This is a genomic window from Emcibacter nanhaiensis (assembly GCF_006385175.1).
GTDB classification, from domain to species: Bacteria; Pseudomonadota; Alphaproteobacteria; order Sphingomonadales; family Emcibacteraceae; genus Emcibacter; species Emcibacter nanhaiensis.
The window spans coordinates 147,196-168,107 of sequence record NZ_VFIY01000004.1 but is presented as its reverse complement, the minus strand read 5'-3'; the positions used below and the strand labels follow the sequence as shown (position 1 = coordinate 168,107).

The window sequence follows — 20,912 nt, the reverse complement described above, 5'->3', positions numbered from 1 at the left end:
CGTGTCTTAAACCTGTTTCCTTGGAAGGCTTAATTTTTTAGCTCTAAATTCTGCGGCATAACGGGAAACAGCAAAGGCATTTGAGATTTCGTCAAGAGAGGTATCACTTTGCCATAATTCACGAAAACGAGAACTTGGCATTAGAAGTTCAGCTGCAAAAGCATTGGCCTCCATCTCTATATGCTTTGTGTTATCACCACTTCTAAATAATTTTATGGCTTCTTCAAATCGCCCTTGGATAATTTGTCGATGAAACAACAAATGGGCTAATTCATGAGCCAATGTAAATCTTTGGCGTCCTGGAACCTCATATTTATTTACACCAATATGCCAACCATTATGGCGCTTCTCGATGTAGCCAGAAAGGTCATTGTCAGAACCCATTTCTTCATAATGTGTTTTAACATTCAAACTTTCGAGGACACCTTCAATGTCAAATTTATCCGATGTCGACGTGTTTACCCCCCTTAACCAAGTAAGAGCTCTAGAACTATCGTCGCTATAGCCGAATTCGGGAATTTCACCGTCATGCATTTCTATCACAGGAGCTTCTGCAGTAAGTGATGATACTATTTGGTCTAAGTTGTTACCCAGCATTGTCAGCCTCCTCTGGCCCTTCGACTAATTCTAGAGGTTCACCATTTTTGCATCTTATGTTTTGGCATATGTTGTACAACATTACTCTGTCAATTATAGCTTCATCCAACGCTTCTGTACTTATGTTCTCAATTTGCCAATCCAAATGGTCTTGAAGGTCTTCTGAATCTTCAATTAAACTTACTATCTTTTGTTCGAGGTAATCATGAAGAGCTTCATAATCTTCTAAATGATCGACTGCTTCCTTTTTACCTATTCTTCTATCAAAGTTCTTTATTAGTTCATTCAGCCTGTTTTTAAGAATACTGTCATGTTCTTCTTTGCTCTTGTAGAAATTAAAGGTAATAAAACCTGCCATTACTACGATGATTGTAAGTAGAATTGAGATGAGAAAATGGTAATAAGATGTGAAGCTCCCAAGCAAGTCAGAAGCAGAGAAAACATTCCTACTGATTACCATTTCCGCAAGTGCTATCTTTTCTTCTGGGGATAAATCCCTTAATTCATTTGCACCGGAATTTAACACCCAGCCCGAAGCTTCATAAGAATTTAGAAAGAAGTACGAAATTCCCACACCTATTAAGGTGCCAAACACAATTGACGCTATAACCATCAGAGCTGTAAGGAATTTTGCCTTCATTTTTTCCACCCCAAGTAATGAATTTCTCTAGTATACAGCCAAAGAGTGAAATTTGTCCAATTTGACTATCTTTGATTAGACGTCTGTGTCTGTTTTTTACCTAAACTCCCGGACCGCCGGCTGGTTTCTTTTCCGGCGATATTGCAGGGTGCCGTTGTAATATCAAGCCTTAAGCATATTCACTTGGTGTGGCACGCCGGACAGCAATGGGCACAACCATCGACGTTTAAAAAATGTGCCCTGGCCGCGGAAATAGCAGGATGACATGAAGAAAAGTCCCCCAGGTAAATGCGGTTTTCTCGCTTGGGCAACCAGCTGCAATCTCCCCTATGTACTTCATGTTCTCCACCAGATTGGGCGTTTTCGTTTACATAATATCTAGCCATTTTCTCTCCATTACATAAATGCGTTACGGGCTTCTTGTATCCTCAGAAGCGTCCATTACCTTTAGCGCATAAAGCTCAGAAAAAATCACCCATATTCGAAAATAAATATGTAATCGGATACTATGGTACGTAATTAGAGATTTCCGTTTGCACGGGAATGACGGGTGTTACTTCTTCAAACGGACACCGGGGCCGCCGGGAAGGGTTTCACCGTCGGCGAGGAAGATCAAACCTGCCGCTTCGAAAGCCTGTTTGATGACAACCATGATCGCCGGGCGCGGATTCTTAGCGCCCTTCTCAAAATCTGAAATGGTCTTCGTCGCTACTGAAGCTGCCTTGGCAAGATCAGCTTGCGACCAGTTGAGCATTGAGCGGGCTGCGCGGCACTGAGCCGGAGTGATATCTGTCATCTAAGGAATCTGCATTTTGTTATTGTTTTATCCCATCAATCATGATACGTATATTACGTATTTATACTATTTTTAAGTAACTATGCGACCCGACAAGGTGCAGCAACACCCTGCCGAGTCTGACCACACCAACCTTCTAAGGAGGCTGACATGGCTAAGTCAATTCTTAGCACAGATAATCCCCTGTTGTTAATCAACAAATGCACGGCTTCCCTCTTTACTTATAGGGGAGAATCCACATGATCGTCACTACCAAAAATTTTACCCCAAAAATCCAAGAAGAATTGGACTTCATCTGTCGATCCCTCGTTGAGCAATATGATAAGACGGCCCGCACCTGTTCGAGCCGCAAACAGCGACGGTCCCGTATCCGGTATGTAATCCTGCACGGGGAATGGACTGCTGAGGATCAGGAAGTTACCCCGTCCCGCTATCATCTTCTGGTGATCGTCAATAAGCTGCTTCCCGCCTTTGTCTGGCCGGTAGAGATGGCCGAGGTCTTTCTCAATAGCCTCGATGTCGTATCCACCCCCGTCGCCCTGACGTTCGAGACACAGGAGACTGTGAACGCCAAACTCCGGAACGGTTATGCCTTTTACGACCGCATAGCAGAGAATGGCATCATCCTCTACCAGTCCGGGGATCGTGGCCTGGACCTTCTGTCTGCTCCCGAAAACCCCACCCCTGATATTCATCATTCCAAAGCCAAGGAGTTTTTCGAACACGACTGGACGTTGGCCTGTTACTTTCTGCAGGGAGCTTATCGTCACCATTTGGAAAGAGAGTTTGAACCTGCCACCATAATGCTTCATCTGGCGGCAGAACAAGCCTATCTCGCCTTCATGCGGGTTCATACCCTGCAGCGGCCCTATTACCACACTCTGATCACGCTCCGGGAATTGGCTGAAAGCATTCATCCGGAACTTCAATTGCCTTGGGCCGGTAAAGGCGGGAAGCAGAGCTTTCACTATCTGCGCACTGCCTTTACAGGAGTCCGTTTCTCAGACCACTACTGCCCGGATGCGCGATTGCTTGATCAAATGATTGGCCGGTCAGAGGACCTGTTGCGGATGGTCCGTTATCTCTGCCGCCTTAAACTGTCCGCCCTTAAAGACGGCCATACCGGCAAGCCGGACAATGACTGGCTTGAGATCAGCACTGAGTTTCAGAAGGAGGTACTGCCTGCCCGGCCTGTGGAACCGGGCCATAAAGCGGAGATAGACCAGTCCTCCCTCAATCAGTTCTATCATGCGGTCTGGGACCTTGAAGGCCCAGCCTGTGACGCCATGCGTGCAGCAGATGTCCTGCATTTCGTTCATACGGAAGATCAGGAACTAGAGAAGGACCGGCTTTATTTGATGGTCAATGTCTGTAAGGAACGGGTTTCTCACCTGAGAGACTGCATCTACGGCCTGTTCGACAAGATGCGGGAGCTCAAAAGTAGCAAAGAAGACCCCCTAACTAACAACCCATCTAAGGATCAAGACGAGCCTGAAGATAGTCCTGAACCAACCCAGTTGTGCGACGACACTCAGATCAGTTCCTCAGCCAGCCTGATGGATATTGAAGAACCCTGTTTCCGGCTTCAAGCCTCCGGGGAGGTGCTGTGCGCCCTCGCCCATGGCGGCCTGCCCACAGAGCCGGAGGCTTTGCATCTGATGGGAGAACTGGTGTCCGAGAATGCCCAAAGCATCAAGGCCACCTTTAAGGCGCTGCTTGCAGACAGAAAGATACCGGAGAAGCCTTCCGAAAGCCTTCCTCCCGAGGAAGCTTTTCCAAGATGTTCCAGTCAAGTGGCCTGACACACCTCTGCCCGCCTCCCAACCGGGCTGCCATGCGCTGGAACATAGACTCGGGGGAATGATCATCGGTTTGTTGTCAGTTTGTCCGATCATTCCCCCCTTTTTAAAGGATAGAGAGACGCAGACGGCAAAAAATAATGACCGCAAATATTAGCGACCAAAGTTGCATTAAATTTCTCTGTATTTCTTGAGAAATATCGGCGTTCATCGACCACCACAACCCATTGTTTTAATATGTATTTTTTGATTGACTTGACCTCAAAAGACAAGTTTCACTGGACTAAAAATCCATGAATAGAACCAAGCCAAACAGGTCAATCATATGTCTAGTTTTCACAAGCTTACCGCAAAGATCAGACGTGCCGCCCAAAACTCCCGGGGGACGCACCTGACAAAAGAAGACGTTCAATCTTTGGTCCTGAAAGGCATTTTGCACAGCATGCAGGACCTTGATGCAAATGAAATCCAAGGAGCTATCAAGTGTCTAAAGGAGGCAAACGAGAATATCAGGTCGGAAAATTCTGGCTTGGCCGAGAAGACGAAAGCTCAAGCTGGTACATCTATTGGTATGACGCCCGAAAGAGAAAAACTCGCCGCAAGACGACACATGAAGAAAGTTTTGAGCGTGCCAAAGAGTTAATTGACGAGCATTATTATGCATCCCGCACCCAAATAAAGGCGGCACCAGTCGATGCCGATATTCGCAAAATCCTCTCAAACTATTGGCTTGAACATGGACGAACATTAACAGCCGCCCAAGTGATCAATTCCGCCATTCTGTCCTTCACAAAATTTATTGACCTTGAGGAAGATGCCGGTCGGGTGATCGGCCTGACAATGCTTTCTGATCTCACTCCTAGATATATTCGAAGATATATTGCCTGGCGGCTAACTCATTCCATTAGAGTTGTTCACAATGAGGAAGGAGAAGTAGTCAAAGTTCGAGCTTCTAAAAAAGACATCTCACCGAATACAGTTCAGACCTATGTTAAGTATATTCGCGCGGCTATCAATTGGGCCTACAAGAACGGAGACATCAGCATTTGTCCTTATATTCCCGGCCTCTCACGATATGAACTTAATGGGCCCAGAACAGCTTTTATCTCGATTGAAATGATGGCAGACGCCCTCACCTATGCCCATACCCATAAAATGGATTACCTCTTCAAATTCATTATTTGCAGTATCGGAACCATCGCCCGCCCTCAAACTGTACTTGAACTGCATGTTGGTTCTCAGATGGACTGGACCCAGGGCTTACTCGACCTAAATCCTCCCAAAAGACGGATGACTTCCAAGAGACGACCTGTTGTAGCTGTGCCTGAGTTGCTGGTGAAATGGCTCAAAAAGGAATCAGGTTATTTTGTTCAATATAATAATGACCAAGTGAAGAGCATTAAAAAATCCTGGCGCACAATGCGTACCGAACTGAAGTGGCCAACAGATATCATTACCAAGACCATCCGTCACAGTATCGCAAAAACATTACGCACCAACTCTGCGCTGAAGAAAAAATACGGCTTTATAATCGATCCTTGGGAATTATCAGGACATATGGGACATCAAGCCGCTGGCGGACTGGAGATAACGGAAGGATATGCTCAGTATGTTCCCGATACGGAAAGTACGGTGATCCAGGGTCTCAATGCCTATTTCAAGGAGCTGGAGCAGGCGGTTGACTTCGATTTGCACCCAAAATGCACCCAAAAATCTGAAAGTGAGCAAATAGATATCCAAGAAAAAACCTGCCAACTCATTGAGTAAGCAGGTTTTTCTTTTGGTCGGAATGGCCGGATTTGAACCGACGACCCCTTCACCCCCAGTGAAGTGCGCTACCAGGCTGCGCTACATTCCGTTCTCAAATTCTCTGGTATGAAATCCGGGTCGTTCAGGATGAATCACCCGGAAGTGGGCGCACTATAGCGCCGGATTTTCAGGAGGGCAACTCACCTTTGAGCTTTTTTCGCACATTTTGCAGGCGGCCGCGAATTTCCGTGAGGGTTTCCATCCGTGAGGCATCGCCTTCCATCGCCACCTCTTCGGAGGAAGCCTCAACGGCCGCAGCGGAAACACTGTTTTCCCCGGTATCGTCGCTGTCATTGGCATATTGCTGAACAATGGATTTGACGCCCTGTTCGCGCAGCAGCTTCTGCGCCCCCTTGATAGTATATCCGTCTTCATGCAGCAGGGTGCGGATGACCTGGATGATTTCCACATCCTCAGGCCGGTAGTAGCGCCGACCGCCGCCCCGTTTCATGGGTTTGATCTGGCTGAATTTACCTTCCCAGAAGCGGAGCACATGCTGGGGCACCTCCATGGCGTCGGCAACCTCGCTGATGGTCCGATATGCATTGGGTGATTTGGCCTGACGTTTAGCCATCGGCAAAAGTACCTTTCATCTCGGGAGGCGAAAGCCCGTCCCGCCGGACAGCCTGTCCGGCAGTGGCCATGCCCCCAGTCATCCGGGATTAACTTTTGTTCAGTCCGCTCACACGATCCTTGAGAACCTGTGACGGGCGAAAGACCAGGACGCGGCGCGGTTCGATCGGCACTTCCTCGCCGGTTTTCGGGTTACGCCCGATCCGGCCGCCTTTCTCGCGTACCACAAAACTTCCAAAGGAGGAAATTTTCACATTTTCGCCAGTGATGAGGTTCTCAGCAATTTCGTCCAGCACCGTCTCCACCAGTTCAGCGGATTCGTTCCGTGACAGACCAACTTCCTGATAGACAGCCTCGCTCAGATCAGCTCGTGTAATAGTTTTACTGCTCATGTTTTTACCCTTTTTATCCCCTATAGCGTACTTTAGCCGAAATAGTCCGTCAATATCAAAGGGATGTCAGACTTTCCTAAAGGAGTGCATAATTTGCATTCCGGGACTGAATCTAGGGCAAAGCGGTTAAAAAATTGGTAATTACCACCGTAACAGGCAGGCGCCCCAGGTGAATCCGCCCCCCATGGCCTCGAGAATCACGATATCGCCCCTTTCGATTCGCCCGGCCTTGACGGCCGAATCCAGCGCCAGCGGAATCGACGCTGCCGAGGTATTGGCATGTTCATGGACCGTCACCACGATCTTGTCCGGGTCAATGCCCAGTTTCTTCGCCGTACCGTCCAGAATGCGCTTGTTGGCCTGGTGCGGCACCACCAGATCCACATCATCTGCGGTCAGGCCGGTGGCCTCAAGGGATTCGCCCACCACATCGGCCAGGTTCTTGACCGCATGGCGGAACACTTCCGGCCCTTTCATGCGCAGGTAGCCCGTCGAACGGGTGGAAGACGGGCCGCCGTCGACGTAAAGCAGATCGTTGTAGCGGCCATCGGAATGCAGGTGGGACGTAAGAATGCCCCGATCGGTATTCTCCCCGGTGCCTTCGTGTGCGGTCAGTACCACAGCCCCGGCGCCGTCGCCGAACAACACACAGGTGGTGCGGTCTTCCCAGTCGAGGATGCGGGAGAAGGTCTCGGCGCCGATGACCAGGACATTTTTCGCCTGGCCGGCCTTGATGAAATTGTCCGCCGTGGTCAGGGCGTAAATAAAACCGGAACAGACCGCCTGCACATCAAAGGCCGCGCCCTTGGTCATGCCCAGAGCGGCCTGGACCCGGGTCGCCGTCGCCGGAAAGGTCTGATCCGGCGTTGCGGTCGCCAGCACAATCAGGTCGATGTCATCGGCGGTCATGCCGGCGTCTTCCAGCGCCCGCCGGGCCGCCTTCAGCGCCAGGTCGGACGTCATTTCCCCGTCCGCCGCGATGTGACGCTGCCGGATACCGGTCCGTTCGATGATCCACTCATCGCTGGTATCGACTCTTTCTTCCAACTCACGGTTGGTCACAACATTTTCAGGAAGGTAGGAACCGCAGCCCGCAACGACAGAACGGATAACACTCATGAAACTTTTTCCTCGGCGATGACAGGTTCGTCACCCTTGCTATGGCCCTCAAAATTCTTCAGGTCTTCTGTGATCTTGCCCGCAAGATCGTTGGCCGCCATGTCCACGGCCACGCCGATCGCGCTGGCGAAACCAGCCGCCGACGCACTGCCGTGGCTTTTGATCACCAGACCATTCAAGCCCATAAATACGGCGCCATTATGGTTATTGGGATCAAGGTGGTCCTTTAGCCCCTGCAGGGCGGACCGGGCGAACAGATATCCGATTTTCGAAAAGATGGAGTTTTTCAATGCGGCTGACAGCAGGCCGGAAATCATCTTTGCCGTCCCTTCCGCCATTTTCAGGGCCACGTTTCCGGTGAAGCCGTCGGTGACGATCACATCAACTTCGCCGTTAGCCAGGCCGTGGCCTTCGGAAAAGCCCACATAATTGATCGGCAGGTCGGCTTCCTTCAGGATGCGGTCGGCATTTTTGATGACCTCGTTGCCCTTGAGTTCCTCAACGCCCACATTGAGCAGGGCAACGGACGGGCGACTGAGGCCAAGAACCGTGCGGGCAAACGCCGCCCCCATGATGGCAAACTGGACGAGGTTGTTTTCGTCGCATTCCACATTGGCCCCCAGGTCAAGCATGATGCTTTCGCCCTTGGAGGTCGGCAGAAGCGATCCCAGCGCCGGGCGGTCAATGCCGGGCATGGTGCGGAGCATGAATTTGGCCATGGCCATCAGGGCGCCGGTATTGCCGGCGGAAACGGCCGCTACGGCTTCGCCTTCGCGCACGGACTCGATGGCCAGCCCCATGGTCGAATCACGACCGCGGCGCAGCGCCTGGCTTGGTTTTTCCTCAGCCGAGACCACTTTTTCGGTGTGACGAATTTCGCAATTGTCCTTCAGCAGGGGGAATTTGGTCACCAGAGGCACGACTTCCGTTTCGTCACCAAAGAGGATGAATTTCACATTGGGATAACGTTCCCGGGCAATAGCAGCCCCTTCCACCACGATTTCCGGCGCATCATCACCGCCCATCGCATCAAGTGATATGATCAGTTCACGTTCCAAAATAATCCTGTTTCCTGATTCTGCAGCTTAGTGCCGGTAGCCCTGTCCGGCGTGTCCCATCGAATCAATTATCGAGCAAATATATTTTTTTATTACTAACGGCATGACAATAAAGAAATATCTTTGATCTTCAAGACTTATGTTTAAGTGTTTTGAGAACATCAAAGGGATTTTTCTTTTCCGGCTCCAGCGATTTGTCACCTTCCTGCAGGATTTTATAACCAAGCTCATCGCCCCTGGCTCCCTCCTTGCGGGGATAGGGGTTCATGGAAAGGGACAGATGCTGGGCAAGCTGTTCGCCGAGATCGATTTCAGTTCCACTCAACGGCTCGATGTCTTCTTCATCGTAAGAGAATTCAATCTCCTGGCGTTCAACCAGTTCATCAAAATCCTGGTCCACATACAGGACCGTGAAACTGTCTTCCACCTTTTCCGGCACCGGCTCAAGGGTGATCGAACAGGCCTGGACAATCCGGGCACTGAATGACGCCTCCAGCTGATAACGCACGCCCTTCTGGCCGCGAACCGGCTTCAGGAAGCATTCCGCCTGAAATTCATCAATGGAGAGAATACCGAACCTTTCGGTGAGGGCCGCCCGCTCCTCTTCCGTGGCGTCGATCCTGAAATGCCTGCCGGTCTGCGGCAGTTTGGTGATATCCACCGGTCGAAAAAACTCGGCTTTCAGATCTGCTGTACTGTGATCATTCATGGTGTCTGCTTTTAAAGAGAACTCTCTGAGAAAACCTGCTGTCCGGAATAAATATGTCCGATGTCGCAATTTTCAAGGGCGGCAATCTGCCCGGTCATATATTCAGCCAGGCTTTTCAGCTTTTCAGCGGACACGTCCCGCCCGCGGTATATGTTCCTGGCAAGCGCCTCTTGCAGGCCCTCTTCCTCTTGCAGGGCGTTCTCATAAGCCTGCTGGCGCCCGTAATAGGCTTCTGCCATGACCTTGATTTTCTTGCCGACACTCAGATCGCCAACCCCCATCTCCCTGAGGGACAGGTCCATATTTTCAAACATGACCTCTTTGAGGAACCGCCGCAACTGACCGCTCTGCTCAGTCTTCTCCTGCTCCAGCCGATGCTGCAGCATAAACATATGCGCGCAAATCATGTCGAACCGGCCGTCCAGCGTATCTTCCACATCCAGTTTTTCATAGAAAACCGGCTGACGCGCCTGGTCCACGACCTGACTGAACAGAGTGTAGGCAGTGTCTTTGAGTTTCTTCTTGCGGGAAAAAAGGCCAAACATAATCCGGTATCCGACGATGACACTATGCAGCCACAGTCTTTGTCAATGGTACAACCGTAAAACAATTGACTAGCCGGGCGACAAATGCCATTTTGATGCAAATTTGCGCATGAGGTATCATGACCACAGAAAATGTGCAAATAAAACCGTAATTTGATTTGGACCCGGTCTGACTGCTTATGAAAATTTCACTTAAAACACTCTTTATTGTTCTGACTGCTGCCACCCTGGTCAGCGCCTGCTCCCCCAGAAAGGAAGTCAGGGGCTATATGGCCGATGAAAAACTGGTTTCAGCCATTCGTCCCAATGTGGACACACAGAATTCAGTGAAATCCATGCTCGGCAGCCCGACCACTGTCGCGACTTTTGATAACCTGAGCTGGTACTATTATACAAAGTCATCCGAGCAGTTTGCCTTCTTTGACCAGGACATCACCGAACTGGATATTATCGCGGTCCGGTTCAATGAAGACGGGTATGTCACTTCAGTGGACAAATATAACCTGGCCGATTTCAAGGATATTGATCCGGTCGGCGATAAAACCAAAACCTATGGCCGTGAACTGAGTTTCTTCCAGGAACTGTTTGCCAATATCGGCCGGTTCGGCACCAGTGGTCCGCAGACCCCGCGGGCAGGAAACTAGGCGTCTCCGGACAAGCGCGGATTAAATTAATATCCGCGCGCTTCCACCACCAGCGTTTTCTTGATCAGTTTTTCGTGCATGATTTCGTTGCCGATCCGTGTGACCCGGTCGGTAAAGCCTTCGAAATCAATCACATTGGGATTGTCCGGGCTGCCTATGGTATGTTCTGAGACATCCCGCAGCAGGGCGTCACGAATGATCGGCAGGGACTGCACCACAAGAAGCTTCTCCTCGTTGCCATCAACCTGCAAATTGAGATCCATGACCACATAGCGCAGTACCCGCCCCTTGTACATGAGGGGAACAGTGAACTTTTCCATCCGGACGAAAAACAGTTCCTTGACTTTTTCCGGCTCGGGTTCATGTTCGACAACTTCTTCTTCCACATGTTCTTCCGGTGAAGAACCGAGCATGAAAAAGGCCCCGGCCCCGATACCGCCACCAACAATGATGCCGGCCAGAAGGCCGATGATCAGAAGCTTCTTGCCCCCGCCGGACTTTTCCGCCTGCTGGCCATTATTTTCTGTTTTCTCTTCGTCCGCCATAACTCGTTCCCTGTTCGTCTGGACATCAGAAGTGGCGATAGCCTGATTTTTCTCCCGCCCCCTCTACCGAATGCCAGTTTTCATCCAGCAGCCTGATATGGCGATCCGCGGTGATCTGACCGATTTCAGTCAGCGCCAGCCCCAGCTCTTCAGACAGCCGGGCAATGGTCGCCACATTCTTTGCGGGCACGGTGAAAAGCAGTTCATAGTCGTCGCCGCCGCTCCATACCCTGCTTTTATAATTGGGTAACCTTTCCAAAACCTTACCGGCCGCCCCCGATACCGGCAGGTTAAAGTCAAAAATCTGGGCCCCGACACCGGAAGCGTCACACAAATGGGCGAGATCCGCCATCAGGCCGTCGGATATATCCATGGCGGCGGAGGCAATACACCTCAGCTTCTGACCCAGGGCAAGCCGGGGCCGCGGCAGGTGGTATCGTTCGGTCAGGAAACGGCGCACATCGGGATTTTCCTCCTGCAGCACGCCCTGCAATATGGCAAGACCGAGGGCGGCATCGCCAAGGGAACCGGAAACAAAAACATGATCACCGTCATGGGCGCCGAAACGGTGCAACGCCCGTCCCTTGTCGACAGCACCGATGGCGGTCAGGGAAATGGTCAGCGGCCCCGGCGTGGACACCGTATCCCCGCCAAACAGGGAAAGGCCGTATTCCTTCTGGTCTTCGCCCAGACCGCTGGTGAACTGCCGGACCCAGCTTTCCCGGTGGTCCGCATCAAAAGACTTTGGCAGGGCGATGGCCAGCAAATAGCCCAAGGGCTGCGCCCCCATGGAGGCGAGGTCGGACAGATTGACCCTCAGCGCCTTTTTGGCCACCAGTTCGGGGGGATCGCTCTCGAGAAAATGGACACCGGCGACAAGGGCATCCTTGGTAAAGACCATATCCTGGCCGGTCGGCGGATGAAATACCGCCGCATCGTCCTGCAGCCCAAAAGCCGGCGGTCCCTTGGATGCCAGCGGCGCAAAATAATTTTCAATCAGATCGAATTCGCCTGCACTCACGTCTGCCTCGTTCTTTTTGCGATGAGTGTAGCAGGAGAATGGAATGTCAGCCACGTAAATTTAAGTGGTCAGCTCCGCAGCTTTCCCGCCAGCCGGTCGAGGATGCCATTGACAAATCCCGGCTTGGAATCCTCGAAGAAGGCCTTTGCCAGATCGACATATTCGTTGATGATCACCTTGGTCGGCACGTCCGGGCGGCCCAGAAGCTCATAGGTCCCGGCCCTCAGGATCGCGCGGATGACGGACTCGATCCGGTCCAGGGTCCAGTCCTCGCTCAGAGCGGAGGACAGCAGGGGGTCAATTTCCTCCTGGCGTTCCTCGACCCCGCGGACGATATCCTGGAAGAAGTCATTGTCGGCTTCGTTATACTGCTCATCCTCGATGATGCTACCGAGGCGATATTTGAGAAACTCCGGAATCACCTCACCGGCGGTCTCGCTGTTCATCTCCATCTGGTAGAGCGCCTGTATGGCCCCAAGACGCGAAGCACTGCGCGCTCCGCCCTGCCTGGGTTTATCGTCCTGCATCAGCGTCCCAATCCATATTTTGATTTCAGTTCCACCATCCGCAGCGCCGCTTCTACAGCCGCCGCCCCCTTGTTGCCGCGATCGCGGGCGGCACGGGCCCAGGCCTGGTCGCCGTTTTCGACGGTCAGAATACCGTTGCCCAGGGCCAGCCGGTCCTTGATGGCCAGTTCCTGGAGGCCGCGGGCGCTTTCCCCGCACACATAGTCATAGTGGGTTGTCTCGCCGCGGATCACCACGCCAAGACCGACATAACCGTCATAATGACCGCTGTCGGCAGCAAAACGGATCGCAGCCGGGATTTCCAGGGCGCCGGGCACGCTGATACGCTCATAGTCGGCACCGGCTTTTTCCAGGGCCTCGATGGCGCCGCTGGCCATTTCGTCGGCCAGATCTTCATAGAAGCGGGCCTCGACAATCAGAATATTCACTTTTTCAGACATTGTTTATTTCCTGTTAGCGGGCCTACAGGCGGCCGATTTTGATGGAATCGTCAAACTTCCTGTGCTCGACGATATTCAGCCCATATCCCTCGATCCCGACCACATGCTGGTTGGAATTGGAGAGAAGAATAATGTCCCTGACACCAAGGTCGACCAAGATTTGCGCCCCGATGCCATAATATTTCAGGTTCTTCTCGGGCGGCGTTTCCGTGCCTTTCTTATATCGTATCGATTTCTGGATGAAGGACTTGTCCGCCTCGGCCAGGGAGACGATCACACCGGCGCCTTCCTCGGCGACTTCCAGCATCGCCCGCTGCAACTGGTTCGAGCGACCATCGCCCTCACCGAAGACATCCTCGAAGATATTGAACGGATGCATCCGCACCAGCACCGGCTTGTTGGGACGAATTTCCCCCTTGGTCAATACAAGATGCTGTACCTGGCTATCCTTGACCAGATAGGAATGAACCGTGAATTTGCCACCAAAAGTGGATTCGATTTCGATGCTTTCGGTTCGTTCCACCAGGTTATCGTTGCGGCGGCGATAGGCGATCAGGTCGGCAATGGTCGCCACCTTGAGCTTGTGTTTCTTGGCGAATTCCACCAGGTCCGGCAGGCGGGCCATGGTGCCGTCGTCATTCATGATCTCGCAAATCACGCCGGCGGGAATAAGGTCAGCCAGGCGCGCCACATCAACTGCCGCTTCGGTATGCCCTGCACGCACCAGCACACCGCCCTGGCGGGCAACAATCGGGAACACGTGACCCGGTGAGACAATATCCGCAGAGGTTTTGTTCTGATTGATAGCGACCGCAATGGTATGGGCGCGATCGGCCGCGGAAATGCCGGTGGTGATCCCTTCCTTGGCCTCAATGGAAACGGTGAAGGCAGTATTGTTGCGGGCCTGATTGTTCAGCGCCATCGGCGGCAGTCCCAGTTCGTCGGCCCGTTGCTTGTTAAGGGCCAGACAGATCAGTCCCCGGCCATATTTGGCCATGAAGTTGATCGCTTCCGGTGTGGCCATCTGCGCCGGAATAATCAGGTCGCCTTCATTTTCACGGTCCTCGTCGTCCACAAGGATGAACATGCGGCCGTTTTTGGCGTCTTCCAGGACATCTTCGATGGGGGATAGGAAATTTTGAGGCATACCGATGAGGACTTTCTTTAATTCTAAAATTCATTCATTCTGGCTACATAACGCGCCAGAACATCAATTTCAAGATTAACGCTGTCCCCCACGGCGATTTCGCCGAACGTGGTCTTCTCCTGGGTGTGGGGAATGATGTTGACACCGAAATAGTGCCCCTGCTCATCTGTTCCAACCTCATTCACGGTCAGGGACGTGCCGTTGATGGTCACCGATCCCTTTGGCGCTATAAAACGGGCCAGTTCTTCGGGCATGGAAAAGCGGATCCGTCGGCTGTCGCCTTCCTGCCCCACGGCCAGCACCTTGCCAAGGGCATCCACATGGCCGGTGACAATATGCCCGCCCAGCTCATCTCCCACCTTGAGGGCGCGCTCCAGATTGATCCGGGTGCCCTCCGTCCAGTCGCCGAGCGAGGTGCAGGACAGGGTTTCAGCGGACACATCCACACCGAACCAGTCTTCACCCTTGTCCACCACCGTAAGGCACACGCCGGAACAACAGATGGAGGCGCCGATGTCGACGGTGTCGATGTCATAGGAAGTTTCGATTTCCATGTAGGTGTCACCACGGGTTTCAATCTTCCTGACCTTGCCAATATCGGTAATGATTCCAGTAAACATATCAGTGATTTATCCTGTATTCTTCCCAGATATCCGGGCCGCTACGGCCGGCTGAAACTGGTGTCATGACGGGCATGTTTGCCAGTTCGTCAAGGCCGAGCGCTCCAATGGAGGGGACCCCTTCCTCGCCGATCAGGGACGGCGCCCTGAACCACAAGAGACGGTCTACCAGACTTGACCGGAACAGGGAAGCATTAAGTTTTGCGCCGCCTTCGGCCAGCAGACGGGTAATCCCCCGCTCCGCCAGCGCCGTCATCACCTGTTCGAGGGAAAGTTTGCCATTCTCCTCGAGCCCGACGGGGATGATCTCCACACCTGCCCCGGCAAGTTCCTTCGCCTTGTCCCCCTCTTCTGCAGCACAGAAGAGATATACCGGCACCTCACCTGCAGTTCGCACCAGAGCGCTGTCCAGCGGCATCCTCAGGTCGCGATCGAGGATCACCCGGATCGGCGACCGATCCTCCAGTCCCGGCAGCCGGCAAGTCAGGGAGGGATCATCCGCCAGCACGGTGCCGATTCCGGTCAGGATGGCATCATGGGACGCCCGGGACAGGTGTCCCCGGGCCCTGGACTCGGGGCCGGTGATCCACTGGCTTTTGCCGTTCGCCAGGGCAATTTTCCCGTCCAGCGTGGACGCGGTCTTGACCGTGACCAGCGGCCGCTTGTTATGGATCCGGCTGAAAAAGCCTGCATTCACCTCGTCGGCTTCGGCCTGGCACAACCCTGTTTCAACCTCAATGCCTGCTTTTTGCAGGATTTCAATCCCCTGGCCGTTGACCCGGCTGTCCGGATCTGTCGTGGCCACGACGACACGCTTGAGACCAGCATTGACCAGAGCTTCCGCACAGGGCGGGGTCTGGCCATGGTGCGCACAAGGTTCCAGGGTGACATAGGCGGTCACGCCCCGCGCCGCCGCCCCGGCCTGCGCCAGGGCGTTGACTTCCGCGTGGGGCCTGCCGCCGCGGCCGGTCCAGCCGCGGCCGACAATATGCCGATCCTGATTGACAAGAATGCAGCCGACGGCCGGATTTGGCGCCACATTGCCGAGCCCCCTCTTCGCCAGAGTGAGGGCCGCCTGCATCATGTGACGATCAAAAGCTTCCTGTTTGCGCAAATTCTGTCCCCGCGGGGTTACTGGGTCTCAGGCAGTTCGGCCAGGGTTCCGACAAATTCCTCGAAATCCTTGGCTTCACGGAAGTTCTTGTAGACCGAGGCGAAACGCACATAGGCCACTTTATCCAGGTTCTGCAGGCCTTCCATGATCAGCTTGCCGATCTGGTCGGTCTGCACTTCGCTTTCGCCCATGCTTTCAAGCTGGCGGACGATGCCGTTGATCATCCGTTCCACCTTTTCATCATCCACCGGGCGCTTGCGCAGGGCCAGGTTGACGGAGCGTTCCAGCTTTTCACGCTCGAACGGGACCTTCTTGCCGCTTTTCTTCATGACCATCAGTTCACGAAGCTGCACCCGCTCGAAGGTGGTGAAACGGGCGCCACAGGCATTGCAGGAACGCCGCCGGCGGATAGCTGAATTATCCTCCGTCGGACGCGAGTCCTTCACCTGGGTGTCTTCGTTACTGCAAAATGGACAACGCATCGTCCCTACCTCCTGTCAGGCCGGCCAAGCGGTCCCGATCAGTAGATCGGGAATTCCTCGCACAGCGCAACCACTTTCTCCCTGACGGCGGCCTCAACCGCACTGTTATCTTCGCGGTTTTCCACCAGTCCATCAAGAACTTCGACGATATAGTCCCCGATCTTCTCGAACTCGGCGGCGCCAAAGCCGCGGGTGGTGCCCGCCGGGGTGCCGAGCCGGATACCGGACGTTACCGTCGGTGATTCCGGATCAAATGGTACACCATTTTTGTTACATGTCATATTGGCACGTCCCAGCGACGCGTCCGCGTCACGACCGGTCAGTCCCTTCGGACGCAGGTCAACCAGCATCAGGTGGGTATCGGTACCGCCGGCGACGATATCGCATCCGGCCTCCTTCAGCTTGCCGGCCAGAACCTGGGCATTGGCGACAACATCTGCGGCATATTGTTTGAATTCCGGCTTCAGAGCCTCGCCGAACGCCACCGCCTTGGCGGCAATCACATGCATCAGCGGACCGCCCTGCAGCCCCGGGAACACGGCGCTGTTGATTTTCTTGGCGATGTCTTCCCGGTTGGTCAGCACCATACCGCCACGCGGACCGCGCAGGGTCTTGTGGGTAGTGGTGGTCACCACATCGGCGACCTCGACCGGGTTCGGATGGGCGCCGCCTGCCACCAGACCGGCAAAGTGGGCCATATCCACCATCAGGTAGGCGCCGACTTCATCAGCAATTGCCCGGAATTTCTGGAAGTCCAGGGTCCGCGGATAGGCAGAGCCCCCGGCAATGATCAGGCGCGGTTTATGTTCCTTGGCCAGGCGCTCCACTTCCTCGAAGTCTACCTGGTGGTCGTCGCGGCGCACACCGTACTGGACCGCATTGAACCATTTACCGCTCTGGGCCGGCGGGGCGCCGTGGGTCAGGTGACCACCGGCCGCCAGCGACATCCCGAGGATGGTGTCGCCCGGCTTGACCAGGGCCATCATCACTGAACCGTTGGCCTGGGCCCCGGAATGGGGCTGCACATTAGCAAAACCGGCATTGAACAGTTTTTTCGCCCGCTCGATGGCGAGATTTTCCGCCACATCGACCCATTCGCAGCCGCCGTAGTAGCGACGGCCGGGATAACCCTCGGCATATTTGTTGGTCAGGACGGAGCCCTGGGCTTCGAGGACGGCCCGGCTCACAATATTCTCGGACGCAATCAGCTCAATATGGTGCTGCTGGCGACCCATTTCGCCGTTGATGGCCGCCAGAAGGTCCGCATCGGTTTCAGAAAGGGGCGCATTAAAAAATATATTCAGATCTGTAGATGACATTAAAACTGTTTCCTCGGGTTTATTACGGTCTGAGCCCAAACGGGATCAGGACATCTTGCCAATTCTTCTTTCATGGCGTCCGCCTTCGAAGGGCGTTTTCAAAAATATCTTCAGGCAATCCCTGGCCACGTCAACACCGGTGGTCCGGCCCCCCAGCACCAGGACGTTGGCGTCGTTATGTTCGCGGCACAGGCGTGCAGTGAGGCCGTCATGAACCAGGGCGGCGCGAATGTGGGAATGGCGGTTGGCCGCGATGCTGATGCCGATTCCCGATCCGCAGACCAGAAGGCCGCGCGTGGCCCGCCCACCGGCAATCACGTCAGCCAGGGCGTGGGCATAATCGGGATAATCCACAGACTCGGGACTGTGGCAGCCCAGGTCAAGGGCATCAAACCCCATCTCCTCGAGCATTTCTTTCAGGATTTCCTTGAGGTCGAAGCCGCCGTGGTCGCTGGCCAGTACAATCGTTTCTTTGGTCATTTTCAGTTGAACCCTGTCTTTTCCCGACCCTAGCGCATCGGGAGGGGAATCACCAAGCCATCTTTCAGCCGCTTCATATCACAAGGAAAGGCTGTTGCCTACCACATCTATGGTGTTTTTCAGGGGTTTTGGGGATTTTTATACAAATCGGCGATCGCTTTTGAATAAAAGCGGCAAAAGCCGTTTGTGACGCTGACTTATTCCCTGGACATCACATATTTCAGCTTGTTGACGGCGACGCGCTTCAATTCAGCCTGGGAGGCCCGAGGCGAACCGACAATGGAGACTTCGCGCCCGGATTTGGTATCGATGGCGGACACCTTGACGGAATTGCCGACCTGGACAAATTCCACAATGATGTCGCTGTCGTTAACCCCGGTCATGCACCTGTCCTTCAGGCTGCGTTGGAATATTTATCGATTTCCAGACGATCCCACACTTCCCGCAGCGATTTGACCAGATGTTCCATCATCGCATCGTCATGCAGGGGGCTCGGGGTGAAACGGAGCCGTTCGGTACCGCGCGGCACGGTGGGATAGTTGATCGGCTGTACGTAGATGCCATATTCCTCGAGCAGGATATCCGACGCCTGCTTGCACACCACCGGATCACCAACCAGAACCGGGACGATATGGCTCGGTGACGGCATCACCGGCAGTTTCGCGTCGCGCATCATCTGTTTCAGCGTCGCGGCCCGCTCCTGATGGCTTTCACGCTCGGCAGAACTCTGCTTCAGGTGCCGCACGCTCGCCAGCGCGCCTGCGGCCAGGACCGGTGACAGGGAAGTGGTGAAGATAAAGCCCGGGGCAAAGCTGCGCACCGCATCAACAATGGCCCTGCTGCCGGTGATATAACCGCCCATCAGGCCGAAGGCCTTGCCCAGCGTCCCTTCAATCACGGTCACCCGATCCATCAGGCCGAGCTTTTCCGCGACACCGCCACCACGGGGACCATACATCCCTACCGCATGCACTTCATCCAGATAAGTCAGGGCATTATATTTTTCCGCCAGGTCGCAAATTTCCGCGATGGGGCCGAAATCCCCGTCCATGGAATAGACGGACTCGAAAGCAATCAGTTTCGGCCGGGACGGATCAGCCTCCTTAAGAAGGCTTTCCAGATGCTCCACATCATTGTGACGGAATACATGCTTCTCGCAGCGGCTGTTGATAATGCCGTTGATCATGGAGGCATGGTTCAGCTCATCGGAATAGATAATGCAGCCGGGCAGCAGCTTGCCCATGGTGCTGAGCGTGGCTTCATTGGAAATATAGCCGGACGTGAACAGCAGGCCTGCTTCCTTGCCATGGAGGTCGGCAAGTTCCTGTTCCAGAAGGACGTGGTAATGGTTGGTTCCGGAAATGTTGCGGGTGCCGCCGGCGCCGGCGCCGACCCGGGAGATAGCCTCCTGCATGGCGGCAATCACATCCGGATGCTGCCCCATGCCCAGGTAATCATTGCCGCACCAGACCACAATATCCCTGGTGCCGTTTTCCGTGTGCCAGACCGCTTTCGGGAAATCGCCTTTCTGACGTTCAATATCCATAAAGACCCGATAGCGGCCTTCCTCCTGAATATTTTTCAATGCGTCCGAAAAAATACGATCGTAATCCATTGCCCATCCCTAAAATACCAAAGTCACGCCCTTGGTAGCCCATCGAGCGCAACATGAAAAGCAAAAAACCCGCTACAGTCCATCCAAAACCGGGAATCAGTTTACAAAATATATCGGGCTCCTGATAGCATATTCTATCATCAGGAGCCCAGAATAACGTTTGTACTGCTGTAGATGGCGTCAAGCCATGATATATATCAAGGGTTAGCCTTGGAACCTCAGAATATCGCTCCAGAAGCTCTCCAGGTTCCGGAGAGAATTCCTCAGCTCAGTCACATCCTCGTCTTCAAACAGGTTGCGTTCCTTGATCATATCCAGGTTTTCGTCAAACAGTTCGCCGACCAGATTGCAGACGGCCTTGCCCTTGTCGCTGAGCCAGATCCGCAGTGCACGGCGGTCATGCTCGGAACGTTCCTGCATGATATACCCGGTTTCCACAAGTTTCTTCAGGTTGTAGGAAACGTTTGAGCCCAGATAGTAGCCCCGATTCCTGAGGTCGCCGGCGGTCATTTCGTGATCACCGATGTTGTAGATCAGAAGAGCCTGCACACTGTTGATGTCATTCATCCCAACAGCGTCAAGGCGATGTTTGACAATATCCAGCATCCGGCGGTGCAGCCGTTCAATCAAACGGAGGCATTCCAGAAAGTTGAGTTTCGTGCGTGCTTCCGGGGTTTCGTGGCCCCCGATCAAGCTGCTGCTCTGATATGCAATCGACATTCCGTAATATCCCTGTATTTCAGTCTTAGGATGTATTTTTGTAAAAGTTACCTCAATTTATATAACGACAACCCCTAACAAGCTGTTAACTGTCGATAAAATCCCCTCTTATTCCGTGGATTTTTCTGCTGCCGGGCCACTAAAAGTTTGAATATCCGTACATTTAAGGTATGTTGCCAGAAGCATTCAGGATGAGGAAAA

General features: G+C 53.5%; 25 protein-coding genes and 1 tRNA gene. 3 read left to right on the top strand and 23 right to left on the bottom strand.

The window, feature by feature from the left end; all coding sequences use genetic code 11:
- Positions 1 to 6: 6 nt before the first annotated feature.
- The 3 genes from FIV46_RS01235 to FIV46_RS01220 form a co-directional block, all read right to left on the bottom strand.
- Positions 7 to 597 (bottom strand): ImmA/IrrE family metallo-endopeptidase, encoded by a 591-nt coding sequence (locus FIV46_RS01235; RefSeq protein WP_139937980.1) that lies wholly within the window; start codon positions 595 to 597, stop codon positions 7 to 9.
- On the bottom strand, positions 587 to 1,237 hold the full coding sequence (locus tag FIV46_RS01230) for a hypothetical protein (protein WP_139937979.1): 651 nt from the start codon (positions 1,235 to 1,237) through the stop codon (positions 587 to 589). Before FIV46_RS01230 ends, FIV46_RS01235 begins: the two co-directional genes overlap by 11 nt.
- A gap of 553 nt (positions 1,238 to 1,790) precedes the next feature.
- Complete coding sequence (locus tag FIV46_RS01220; protein WP_139937977.1) at positions 1,791 to 2,033, bottom strand: helix-turn-helix transcriptional regulator; 243 nt, start codon at positions 2,031 to 2,033, stop codon at positions 1,791 to 1,793.
- Between the two features lie 239 nt (positions 2,034 to 2,272).
- Here FIV46_RS01220 and FIV46_RS01215 point away from each other — a divergent pair, with 239 nt between their 5' ends.
- Entirely contained in the window at positions 2,273 to 3,835 is a 1,563-nt protein-coding gene (locus tag FIV46_RS01215; RefSeq protein WP_139937976.1) for a HEPN domain-containing protein, read from the top strand.
- Positions 3,836 to 4,315: 480 nt separating this feature from the next.
- Complete coding sequence (locus FIV46_RS01210) at positions 4,316 to 5,599, top strand: phage integrase SAM-like domain-containing protein (RefSeq protein ID WP_139937975.1); 1,284 nt, start codon at positions 4,316 to 4,318, stop codon at positions 5,597 to 5,599.
- A 14-nt stretch (positions 5,600 to 5,613) separates the two neighbouring features.
- On the opposite strand, the gene FIV46_RS01205 is transcribed toward FIV46_RS01210, so the two are convergent.
- The 7 genes from FIV46_RS01205 to FIV46_RS01175 form a co-directional block, all read right to left on the bottom strand.
- Positions 5,614 to 5,690, bottom strand: a tRNA-Pro gene (locus FIV46_RS01205).
- A 78-nt stretch (positions 5,691 to 5,768) separates the two neighbouring features.
- Positions 5,769 to 6,215 carry a MerR family transcriptional regulator gene (locus FIV46_RS01200; RefSeq protein ID WP_139937974.1) on the bottom strand — a complete coding sequence of 149 codons (447 nt, stop codon included), beginning with the start codon at positions 6,213 to 6,215 and terminating at the stop codon, positions 5,769 to 5,771.
- Between the two features lie 88 nt (positions 6,216 to 6,303).
- Positions 6,304 to 6,606, bottom strand: coding sequence for an integration host factor subunit alpha (locus FIV46_RS01195; protein ID WP_139937973.1), 303 nt, complete (start codon positions 6,604 to 6,606; stop codon positions 6,304 to 6,306).
- A 141-nt stretch (positions 6,607 to 6,747) separates the two neighbouring features.
- Positions 6,748 to 7,725: a beta-ketoacyl-ACP synthase III gene (locus FIV46_RS01190; protein ID WP_139937972.1), complete on the bottom strand. Its 978-nt coding sequence runs from the start codon at positions 7,723 to 7,725 to the stop codon at positions 6,748 to 6,750.
- Positions 7,722 to 8,783 carry a phosphate acyltransferase PlsX gene (gene plsX / locus FIV46_RS01185; protein ID WP_139937971.1) on the bottom strand — a complete coding sequence of 354 codons (1,062 nt, stop codon included), beginning with the start codon at positions 8,781 to 8,783 and terminating at the stop codon, positions 7,722 to 7,724. Before plsX ends, FIV46_RS01190 begins: the two co-directional genes overlap by 4 nt.
- Before the next feature lie 130 nt (positions 8,784 to 8,913).
- Positions 8,914 to 9,492 (bottom strand): YceD family protein, encoded by a 579-nt coding sequence (locus FIV46_RS01180; protein ID WP_139937970.1) that lies wholly within the window; start codon positions 9,490 to 9,492, stop codon positions 8,914 to 8,916.
- An 11-nt stretch (positions 9,493 to 9,503) separates the two neighbouring features.
- Positions 9,504 to 10,037, bottom strand: coding sequence for a ubiquinol-cytochrome C chaperone family protein (locus tag FIV46_RS01175; RefSeq protein WP_139937969.1), 534 nt, complete (start codon positions 10,035 to 10,037; stop codon positions 9,504 to 9,506).
- Positions 10,038 to 10,216: 179 nt separating this feature from the next.
- Between FIV46_RS01175 and FIV46_RS01170 the strand changes: the two genes are divergently transcribed.
- Complete coding sequence (locus FIV46_RS01170) at positions 10,217 to 10,681, top strand: outer membrane protein assembly factor BamE (RefSeq protein WP_139937968.1); 465 nt, start codon at positions 10,217 to 10,219, stop codon at positions 10,679 to 10,681.
- 26 nt (positions 10,682 to 10,707) lie between these two features.
- On the opposite strand, the gene FIV46_RS01165 is transcribed toward FIV46_RS01170, so the two are convergent.
- From FIV46_RS01165 to FIV46_RS01105, 13 genes are all read right to left on the bottom strand, one after another.
- Positions 10,708 to 11,226 carry a flagellar basal body-associated FliL family protein gene (locus tag FIV46_RS01165; RefSeq protein ID WP_139937967.1) on the bottom strand — a complete coding sequence of 173 codons (519 nt, stop codon included), beginning with the start codon at positions 11,224 to 11,226 and terminating at the stop codon, positions 10,708 to 10,710.
- Positions 11,227 to 11,251: 25 nt separating this feature from the next.
- A complete protein-coding gene (gene thiL / locus FIV46_RS01160; protein ID WP_139937966.1) occupies positions 11,252 to 12,247 on the bottom strand; it encodes a thiamine-phosphate kinase in 996 nt (331 codons plus the stop codon).
- A gap of 68 nt (positions 12,248 to 12,315) precedes the next feature.
- The gene (gene nusB / locus FIV46_RS01155) at positions 12,316 to 12,774 is read right to left on the bottom strand and encodes a transcription antitermination factor NusB (RefSeq protein ID WP_139937965.1); all 459 of its coding nucleotides are present in this window, start codon (positions 12,772 to 12,774) and stop codon (positions 12,316 to 12,318) included.
- Positions 12,774 to 13,214: a 6,7-dimethyl-8-ribityllumazine synthase gene (ribH, locus tag FIV46_RS01150; RefSeq protein ID WP_139937964.1), complete on the bottom strand. Its 441-nt coding sequence runs from the start codon at positions 13,212 to 13,214 to the stop codon at positions 12,774 to 12,776. The genes nusB and ribH overlap by 1 nt, the downstream gene beginning before the upstream one ends.
- Before the next feature lie 22 nt (positions 13,215 to 13,236).
- Entirely contained in the window at positions 13,237 to 14,361 is a 1,125-nt protein-coding gene (ribB, locus tag FIV46_RS01145; RefSeq protein WP_139937963.1) for a 3,4-dihydroxy-2-butanone-4-phosphate synthase, read from the bottom strand.
- 23 nt (positions 14,362 to 14,384) lie between these two features.
- Positions 14,385 to 14,981: a riboflavin synthase gene (locus FIV46_RS01140; RefSeq protein ID WP_139937962.1), complete on the bottom strand. Its 597-nt coding sequence runs from the start codon at positions 14,979 to 14,981 to the stop codon at positions 14,385 to 14,387.
- Position 14,982: 1 nt separating this feature from the next.
- On the bottom strand, positions 14,983 to 16,095 hold the full coding sequence (ribD, locus tag FIV46_RS01135) for a bifunctional diaminohydroxyphosphoribosylaminopyrimidine deaminase/5-amino-6-(5-phosphoribosylamino)uracil reductase RibD (RefSeq protein WP_219845815.1): 1,113 nt from the start codon (positions 16,093 to 16,095) through the stop codon (positions 14,983 to 14,985).
- Positions 16,096 to 16,112: 17 nt separating this feature from the next.
- On the bottom strand, positions 16,113 to 16,577 hold the full coding sequence (gene nrdR / locus FIV46_RS01130) for a transcriptional regulator NrdR (protein WP_139937961.1): 465 nt from the start codon (positions 16,575 to 16,577) through the stop codon (positions 16,113 to 16,115).
- A gap of 38 nt (positions 16,578 to 16,615) precedes the next feature.
- Positions 16,616 to 17,896, bottom strand: a complete 1,281-nt coding sequence (gene glyA / locus FIV46_RS01125; RefSeq protein ID WP_139937960.1) for a serine hydroxymethyltransferase — start codon at positions 17,894 to 17,896, stop codon at positions 16,616 to 16,618.
- A 45-nt stretch (positions 17,897 to 17,941) separates the two neighbouring features.
- Positions 17,942 to 18,376 carry a ribose 5-phosphate isomerase B gene (rpiB, locus tag FIV46_RS01120; protein ID WP_139937959.1) on the bottom strand — a complete coding sequence of 145 codons (435 nt, stop codon included), beginning with the start codon at positions 18,374 to 18,376 and terminating at the stop codon, positions 17,942 to 17,944.
- A 197-nt stretch (positions 18,377 to 18,573) separates the two neighbouring features.
- Positions 18,574 to 18,759, bottom strand: a complete 186-nt coding sequence (locus FIV46_RS01115; RefSeq protein ID WP_139937958.1) for a DUF6898 family protein — start codon at positions 18,757 to 18,759, stop codon at positions 18,574 to 18,576.
- An 11-nt stretch (positions 18,760 to 18,770) separates the two neighbouring features.
- A complete protein-coding gene (gene hemA / locus FIV46_RS01110; RefSeq protein ID WP_139937957.1) occupies positions 18,771 to 19,991 on the bottom strand; it encodes a 5-aminolevulinate synthase in 1,221 nt (406 codons plus the stop codon).
- A gap of 204 nt (positions 19,992 to 20,195) precedes the next feature.
- Entirely contained in the window at positions 20,196 to 20,711 is a 516-nt protein-coding gene (locus FIV46_RS01105) for a MarR family winged helix-turn-helix transcriptional regulator (protein ID WP_139937956.1), read from the bottom strand.
- Positions 20,712 to 20,912 lie beyond the last annotated feature (201 nt).